The organism is Chloroflexus sp., assembly GCF_034435895.1.
In the GTDB taxonomy this organism is placed as follows: domain Bacteria; phylum Chloroflexota; class Chloroflexia; order Chloroflexales; family Chloroflexaceae; genus Chloroflexus.
In genome coordinates this window covers 1-7,695 of record NZ_DAOTWH010000062.1, presented here as the reverse complement: position 1 = coordinate 7,695, position 7,695 = coordinate 1, and the positions used below count along the sequence as shown (strand labels likewise).

At 59.7% G+C, this 7,695-nt stretch carries 10 protein-coding genes; 4 read left to right on the top strand and 6 right to left on the bottom strand.

Annotated elements, in window-relative coordinates:
• On the bottom strand, window positions 1-626 hold a 626-nt coding region (locus tag U9R81_RS04010; protein ID WP_416180933.1), incomplete at its 3' end, for a polyprenyl synthetase family protein.
• 250 nt (window positions 627-876) lie between these two features.
• Between U9R81_RS04010 and U9R81_RS04005 the strand changes: the two genes are divergently transcribed.
• The gene (locus tag U9R81_RS04005) at window positions 877-1,296 is read left to right on the top strand and encodes a BlaI/MecI/CopY family transcriptional regulator (protein WP_322494231.1); all 420 of its coding nucleotides are present in this window, start codon (window positions 877-879) and stop codon (window positions 1,294-1,296) included.
• A 60-nt stretch (window positions 1,297-1,356) separates the two neighbouring features.
• Here the strand turns inward: U9R81_RS04005 and rimO are convergent, their stop codons facing one another.
• The 3 genes from rimO to U9R81_RS03990 all read right to left on the bottom strand — a co-directional run bounded on the left by rimO (window position 1,357) and on the right by U9R81_RS03990 (window position 4,256).
• Window positions 1,357-2,721 carry a 30S ribosomal protein S12 methylthiotransferase RimO gene (gene rimO, locus U9R81_RS04000; protein ID WP_322494230.1) on the bottom strand — a complete coding sequence of 455 codons (1,365 nt, stop codon included), beginning with the start codon at window positions 2,719-2,721 and terminating at the stop codon, window positions 1,357-1,359.
• A gap of 184 nt (window positions 2,722-2,905) precedes the next feature.
• The gene (locus U9R81_RS03995; protein WP_322494229.1) at window positions 2,906-3,403 is read right to left on the bottom strand and encodes a YajQ family cyclic di-GMP-binding protein; all 498 of its coding nucleotides are present in this window, start codon (window positions 3,401-3,403) and stop codon (window positions 2,906-2,908) included.
• 40 nt (window positions 3,404-3,443) lie between these two features.
• Entirely contained in the window at window positions 3,444-4,256 is an 813-nt protein-coding gene (locus U9R81_RS03990; protein WP_322494228.1) for a helix-turn-helix domain-containing protein, read from the bottom strand.
• 265 nt (window positions 4,257-4,521) lie between these two features.
• Here U9R81_RS03990 and U9R81_RS03985 point away from each other — a divergent pair, with 265 nt between their 5' ends.
• Window positions 4,522-4,710 (top strand): hypothetical protein, encoded by a 189-nt coding sequence (locus tag U9R81_RS03985; RefSeq protein ID WP_322494227.1) that lies wholly within the window; start codon window positions 4,522-4,524, stop codon window positions 4,708-4,710.
• Window positions 4,711-4,720: 10 nt separating this feature from the next.
• Window positions 4,721-4,885, top strand: a complete 165-nt coding sequence (locus U9R81_RS03980) for a hypothetical protein (RefSeq protein ID WP_322494226.1) — start codon at window positions 4,721-4,723, stop codon at window positions 4,883-4,885.
• A 31-nt stretch (window positions 4,886-4,916) separates the two neighbouring features.
• Here U9R81_RS03980 and U9R81_RS03975 read toward each other — a convergent pair whose 3' ends face one another.
• Window positions 4,917-6,254, bottom strand: a complete 1,338-nt coding sequence (locus U9R81_RS03975; RefSeq protein WP_322494225.1) for an amidohydrolase — start codon at window positions 6,252-6,254, stop codon at window positions 4,917-4,919.
• Between the two features lie 185 nt (window positions 6,255-6,439).
• On the opposite strand from U9R81_RS03975, the gene U9R81_RS03970 reads away from it, so the two are divergent.
• Window positions 6,440-7,099, top strand: a complete 660-nt coding sequence (locus tag U9R81_RS03970) for a hypothetical protein (protein ID WP_322494224.1) — start codon at window positions 6,440-6,442, stop codon at window positions 7,097-7,099.
• Window positions 7,100-7,415: 316 nt separating this feature from the next.
• On the opposite strand, the gene U9R81_RS03965 is transcribed toward U9R81_RS03970, so the two are convergent.
• A partial coding sequence (locus U9R81_RS03965) for a hypothetical protein (RefSeq protein ID WP_322494223.1) occupies window positions 7,416-7,695 on the bottom strand: 280 nt, incomplete at its 5' end.

The following is a 7,695-nucleotide window of genomic DNA, read 5'->3' as shown; positions in this document are numbered from 1 at the left end:
ACCGTCGCGTCAAGCGCGCCCGCCGCCCGCGCCCCCAATTCGGCGGCGCCGGCAATCAGCGCCGCCGTCTTCCCGCCGATCATGGCGAGATAATCCTCTGGCGTGATACTCAGATCACCCTCAAAGCTCAGATCAAGGTACTGCCCTTCACAGATACGCAGAATGACCTCATCAAACCGGCGCAGAATGGCCAGCACGCGCTCAGCCGGCAGGCCGACCTCGGCTAGCCGGTGAATGGCAAGGTGCGCCAGCACAAACATCGCATCGCCGGCATTGATGCCATGGGCCAATCCCCAGATATGCCAGAGCGTGCGCCGGCCCCGTCGCATCGCGCTGTCGTCTTCGATGTCGTCGTGGATCAGCGAGAAGTCATGCAGGAGCTGGATGCCGGCGGCCAAAGGCAAGGCCTGCTGCGGATCGCCGCCAGCAGCCGCGCATGCCAATAACACCAACTGTGGCCGGATCAGCTTGCCCGGATCGGCCTCCGCCGGGGTCAAATCCTCGTTCCGCCAGCCGAGATGGTACTCCTGCATGGCGTAAAACCGCTGCAACCGCCCTTCGACCACCGGAAACACTGCCCGCATTTCCGCTTGAATGTGCGATCTAACGTCATGTTCTAGCGCCATAAGCATTACAATTCCATTACAATTCGCGATAACTCCGCCAATCAAGCATCTCAAAAACAACAAAAATGATACGATTTAGAATTTATGCTCTGTTACGACAGAATATCATAAAGATGTTCGGACAATAGTACTACATGTCATCATCGTGTAATGTTAATCTCTTCTCTAATTGTGCTGCGCAGCGTACACTCGCTATGTAAGAACTGAACGATTAGCACGTTTCATCGACCCAAACGAACGAGGTGTTGTTATGGCATTCAACCTGCGCTTTCGCTTTAGCCCTACCAAAGATGGTCTCGTCAAGGTATTAGGCCCGCTCGAGACGGAGATCATGCAGATCATCTGGGAAGAAGGGTCAAGCACCGTCAAGAAAGTGCATCGCAAATTGGCTCAGCAGCGCGATATTGCCTACACCACCGTCATGACGACGATGAGCCGGCTGGCCGATAAAGGTGTGCTCAACCGCGAGCGTGATGGGCTAGCCTATGTCTATACCCCGGTCATCAGCGAAGACGAGTTTGTCAATCTGGTGGTGCGGCAAGTGCTCGACGGATTGCTCGATGATTATAGCGACACCGCCATCGCGTACATAGTCGATTATCTCGCGCACAACAATCCCTCGGAACTCCGCCGTCTGCAACGCGAAATTGCCCAGCGCCTGAATGCCTAAACCGCCTTGCTTGGCCAACCTGCGGGCAGCCACCCGAGCAACCCGCAGGTTGGTGCTTATCTACCCGGCTGCCTCTCCCCACAGATCGTAAGCCGTCGCCTGCGTCACCCGCACCGGCACCATGCTGCCTGACGGATACGATCCCCACACAAAGACTTGACCATCAATTTCGGGCGCGTCGCGGAACGAGCGGCCCACGCTGAGCGGGATGCCATCATCGGTTGCCCCATTGCCCTCGATCAAGACCGTCAAGGTGCGTCCGATCCAGCGCTGGTTCCGCGCATGCGAAATCGTTTGCTGCAAGCGCATCACTTCATGCCAGCGCCGCTCGATCACCTGTGGCCGCACTTGATCGGGCAATTCGGCAGCCGGCGTGCCCGGCTCGCGTGAATAGCGGAAGACGCCTACCCGATCGAGCTGCGCAGTCTGCAAAAATTCGAGCAGCGCGTTGAACTCGGCAGTGGTTTCACCGGGATAGCCGGCAATGAACGTCGATCGGATAGCAATATCGGGCATTGCCGCGCGCAATTCGGCAATGAGGCGCAACGTGCGATCGGTGTCCGGCGGGCGTCGCATACGGCGGAGCGTGGCCGGGTGGGCGTGTTGCAAGGGCATATCGAGGTAATGGCAGATCTGCGGATGCGCGGCCATCGTTGCGATCAGGCGCTCGCTGATGCCGTGCGGGTAAGCGTACATCAGCCGGATCCAGATATCCGGCGGCGTCACTTGGCACAGCTCTTCGAGCAGAATCGCTAGCCCGTCTTGCAAGCCAAGATCACGACCATAATCAGTCAGATGCTGCGCAACCAGCACAATTTCGCGCGCGCCTTGCGCCACCAACTCTTGCGCCTCGGCCAACACGGCCCCAACCGGCTTCGAGCGCATATCACCCTTGAAGCGAGGAATGGTGCAGAAGGCGCAACGCAAGTTGCAGCCATCCGAAATCTTGAGATAAGCGGAAGGGGTATGGCGCGTGCGCCGGATTTGGGTCGTGCGCCAATCGGCATACGAGACCGGCTGCTCAGCCGCAGTGGCCAGGATCAGGGGAATCGTGGCCGCTGCCGGCGCCAGCGGGATAACCGGCTGCGCCAATTGGCCAACCATCGCACCGATCTGCGTCCACTGCTGGGTACCCAGTGTCGCATCAACGCCTTGCACCGTCGCCACCTCACCCGGATGGCTCTGGGCCATGCAGCCGGCGGCGATCAGGCGCTGGCCAGGCCGTTTGCGCTCACCCAATTCCTTCAGCACACCGAGCGTCTCGGCCCGTGCTGCGGCAATAAAACTGCACGTATTGACGATAATCACATCAGCATCCTCAGCGACAGCCACGGCTTGGTGCCCCTGCGCGCTGAGCAGGCCGTCCATTCCTTCGCTATCAACCGCATTTTTCGGACAGCCTAGCGTTACGATATGGTATTTCATTGGCGATGTACTCGTGATTCCTTTCGATCGCGCCGATCCGCGATCTCTCTGCATTATAGATCGAGTTGGGCCTCACCACGGCGAAGCGCGCTAGGTGGTTTTTGCGTCTCGTTGCGGCGATGCCAACAAGAAAGGACAGCGCTCATCGCGAGCGCCGTCCTCACCTGCACTCACACGAGATTCCTCAGCGATAATTGGTCATTTGCAACGGCACCGGAATCTCACCCTCACGTTCGCGCAGAAATGCGATCACCGCCTGCAACTCATCGCGGCTCTTGCCCACTACGCGCAGCGTATCACCTTGAATACGCGGCTGCACTTTGGGGAAGCGATCGCGGATCATCTTGCTCAGCTTCTTCGCCAGTTCGCTATCGATCCCGCGGCGCAACGTCACCACCTGCCGCACTCTTCCGCCACTCGCATCAACCGGTTTGCCGTAATCAAAAATCTTCAACGACAGTTTACGGCGCAACGCTTTCGTTTCCAGCACATCGCGCACACTGCGCAACGACAGCTCGCTGTCAACTTCAATCACCAATTCAGTCTTGCTCAAGGTGATAGTCACACCCGCATCTTTCAGATCGTAGCGCGTCTGCACTTCGCGCAACGTCTGATCAACCGCATTCACCAACTCTTGCTGATCAAACTCTGAAACAATATCAAAGCTGTTTTCGCTCGGCATTGTTACCTCCCATGACCAGAGCAACGCAGGTTTGAGCGGATCAATTCGGCGGCCACGACCAATTTACCGGCTGGCCGGGCACGGTGCCAAGCGGCCCTTGCTGCAACCCATTCACTGTGACCTCAACATCGGTCGGATTGCCAGCTCGGATAAAGACCCGGCGCTGCGCAGTGAAAACCCGTTGTTCGCCGGCGCGCATGATCGCCTCAAAGACAGTCGTGCCGTCAACCTGCACGCGCACCCATGAATTCTCGTTGCCACGCACATTAGGCACGCGCACCTCAATCACGATCGGCGCCGCCGGGGTTGGGCTTGGCTCTGGCGTCGCCAGTACGAATGGCGTAAGAGCTGCCGGCGACTGGGTAGCCGTTGCGATGAAGCTGATCTCGGTTGGCGGCGGGCTTGGCGTCGGCAAGGGCGAGGGTGGCACAATCGTGGGTGAAGCGGCGACGCCAGCCGACGGCGTCGCGCGTTCGCCGATGCGGCCAAGGGCGCTAAGCCCCACATACGCGAGCCCGATCAACGCTAAGGTGATGAAGAAGATAGCAAAGAAGCCGGGGAGGACATACATGCGCGTGCGGGGCGGATTGGTGGCCGGCACAATGCGGATCTTATCGGTGGCGCCGCGCTCGCGCCGGTAGAGTTCGATCATCTCATCAACGGGCAAGTCGAGGTATTGCGCATAATTCCGCACAAAGCCGCGAGCAACCACATCACTCGGCAATCGCTCAAACGCGCCATCTTCCAATGCCTGCAACGATTGCAACAAAATACGGGTGTCTGCCGCCGCCTGCGCTAATGAAATGCCATTTGCCTCTCGCGCTCGCCGGAGACGCGCGCCCAACTCGCTCATAACGCTACCCTTCCGCCACACCGGTGGTGTGCTACCACCCTCCCTATGGTATCGCTTATTAGATGCCTTTCATCTTGCTGGCAGTATACCATACCCGCAGCCCTTCAGCGACAACCATTTGATAAAGCAATCATAACCAGCGTAGGTGAAACGTCATGCGGCTATCGTTCGTATCATGAAACATAGCGTACGACCATACGATCCGGCTGCCGCCTTGCCCGGTGAGTTCAGGCGCAGTCATAGCCATAAGACGAAAGGAACGCTTATGAGCACAATGTTTATGATTGTGATGATCGTCGTGGTGCTCATTGTAATAGCCCTGATCGGATTGGGCATCTTTTGGTTTTTGGTGCAGATCGGCGTGATCGTGCAAAAAGCGGTGGAACCGCCAACTCAAGACTACGGCAGTTATTCGCTTGATCAAGGGCGTGATGCCGGCGAACGCGAGCGTTAAGAGGAGGCCTATGCTCAGCCAGCGCGAACGAGAAGCGCTTATCATCGGCAGTGCGATAGGGTTAGCGGCTACCATCATCGACATTGCCCTCGCCAGCGGGCCGCTGTGGATGCACGCGCTCGCCATCGGTATAGCGGGAAGCCTCTTGTGTGGATTGGCAACCTTGTTCAAATAGGGCATCGTCAGGGCCAAAGGTTGACGATGCCCTATTCGCCAGCCGCCAGCTCAGGATAGACGGCCATCCGTTGCGCGGTTTGGCGTTGGGTCAAGCGTTCGATCCGCGCCGCCACCTCGCGCAATACTCGTGGCTTGTCAATCGTCAACAGCACCCGATCACGCATCACGATCCGGCCATCAATGATCACCGTGCTGACATCGGCGGGTTGGGAGCTATAGAGCAAGGCCGCCGCCGGATCGTGAAGCGGCTGGGTATGTGCCGTCGCGCATTGCACCAGCGCCAGATCAGCGCGCGCACCCACTTGCAAAACGCCAATATCATCCCAACGCAAGGCGCGAGCGCCAGCGGTGGTGGCCAACTCGAGCGTCGCGCCGATCGGTAAGGCGCGCGCATCGCTGTTGCGCAGCTTTTCGAGCAGGGCTAGCAGACGCGCAGACTCGAGCACATCATACGTATTGTTGCTGGCCGCGCCATCGCTGCCGATTGCCACCGTGACCCCAGCAGCCCGCATGGCCGTCACCGGCGCCACCCCAATCCCCAGCTTCATCTCGGTCTTTGGCGTGACCGCCACTGCCACCCCATGGGCAGCCAGCGTCGCAATATCTTCCGGCGAGACATGGGCGACGTGGGCAGCAATCGCCGGCGCCTCAAACAGGCCAGTGTCGCGCGCAAGCTGCACCGGCGATTGGCCGTGCGCCGCCATACTCTGAGCGACTTGCGCCGCCGTTTCGGCAAGGTGAATGTGAATGCCAACCCCAAGCTCACGCGCCGTCTGCCCCACCCGACGCAAGAACGACAGCGTGCAGGTATACGGCGCGTGCGGCCCCATCCAGACCCGGATCCGATCGCTGGCAGCGCCGTGCCACTGCTCGGTAAACTGGCGAGCGCGGACCAATTGATCGTGCTCATCAGCACCAGAGAAGAGCGTCCACGCTAGCAGCGCGCGCATGCCCGATTCTTGCACCGCTTGCGCGATCGCGTCGGCGGCAAAATAGTGATCGGCTACGCACGTCACGCCGGCTTCGATCATCTCGGCTATCCCCAGCAAGGCCCCCCAATAGACATCTTCCGGCGTCAGATTGGTTTCCAGCGGCCAGATAAAGCCGTTAAACCACTCTTCGATCGGCACATCTTCGGCCACGCCGCGAAATAAACTCATCGCAACGTGGGCATGGCTATTGATCAGGCCGGGAATAGCCAACTGGCCCACGCCATCCAGCGTCTCGCGGGACAGACCGGCACTGATGGCCGGGGCGATCGCGACAATCCGCTGCCCGGCGATGGCAATATCATGCTGCGGTAAGATGACAAGAGCGCCATTGGCGATCTGGAGCACATCAACGCGCTGAATGAGGAGATCGTACATAGCGGTTACTATTGATGCGATGACAGGGCGAATCTGTTTTATTGTACCCGGCATGTTGCGTCCTGACAACCGCTTGCCAATATTGAACATTTGTACTATAATACGTATAGCGCCGGCGCTGTAGAAACGACAGGAATCGGGCGCGACGGGAAGAATGCAATACGGAGAGTCGGAGGAGGAACACCATGCCGGCCAAACCCCAGAGTGAGCGGAGCGTCACCCGCACCTATCGCACCGCAATCAAACTTGGCGACGACTTTATTACCATCGAAGAGACCATCACCCTGCCAATTGATGCCGACGATCAGACGGTGCAGCAAGCGGTTGATCTCGGCTGGCGCATTTTCCGCAGCCAGCGCGAGGCGGTTGAGCAGCAGATTGCGCACATTCGCGAGCAACACGCAGCCGCCACCGCCATCACCGTGCGCGACCCCGATGCGCCAGCCAGCGAACGGCAACGCAACTTTATTGTCTCGCTCCAACAAGCGCTGGGTTGGTCAGGCGAAAAGTTAGCTGCCTTCGCCCAAGAGCACGGCTACGATCTGGTTGCCCTCACCAAAGGCCAAGCCTCGGCATTTATTGACGAGCTGCGGCGCGTGCAAGAAGAACAACAGCGATTGGCAGTCGCCGAAGAGCGCGCTCGCTACGCAAATCAACCGGTGTCTGACAAACAGCGCAACGCGATCCAAGCATTGGCGCGCGAACTCGCGCTCGACGCCGACGCCGAATCCCAACGCCGGTTCAACGCCGCAGTTGATCAGCTTACCAACGAACAGGCGGCAACCTTGATCAGCGATTGGCAAGCGCGCCAACGAACCGGCCCCACAAACAAACGCAGCGGCTAGGAACACAGTACGTGTATAGCGCTGCTGTGCCCTATGTGACACCAGTACGGGCTCAGCGCTGCTGTGCCCGTGGCGCCGCACACCGCTAGAGCCGCGGCCTGCCGGGGCAGAGCGGCAGGGCCACACACCGCTGGCTCGTACCGCTCAGCCGCAGCCTGCCGGGGTCAAGGGGCGGACAGAAGATAGAGTATAACCGGTTGCTGTGCGATGCCGTAAAGCTCCGTGCTGCGCTCCCCATCACCCCTCCCCCCTTGGGGGAGGGGCACGAGGTGGGGGCATCAGCCCACGCAGCGGGCTTCGTAAACCTAGCCCGGCCCTAAAGGACCGGGCGCCGGATCAGATGTTCGGTCCACCCCTCCCTCCTAGGGGAGGGGCACGAGGTGAGGGTACACCAGCCCATTGCAAAGCTATCAACCACATCTGCGCGCATGGGTTCCGTCCGCCCTTGCACCCGCCGGGGCAGGGCATAGCCGGGCCACGTATGGCTAAGTTCGTACCGCTCAGCCGCGTCCTGCCGGGGCAGGGCATAGCCGGGCCACGTATGGCTAGGTTCGTACCGCTCAGCCGCGTCCTGCCGGGGCAGGGCATAGCCGGGC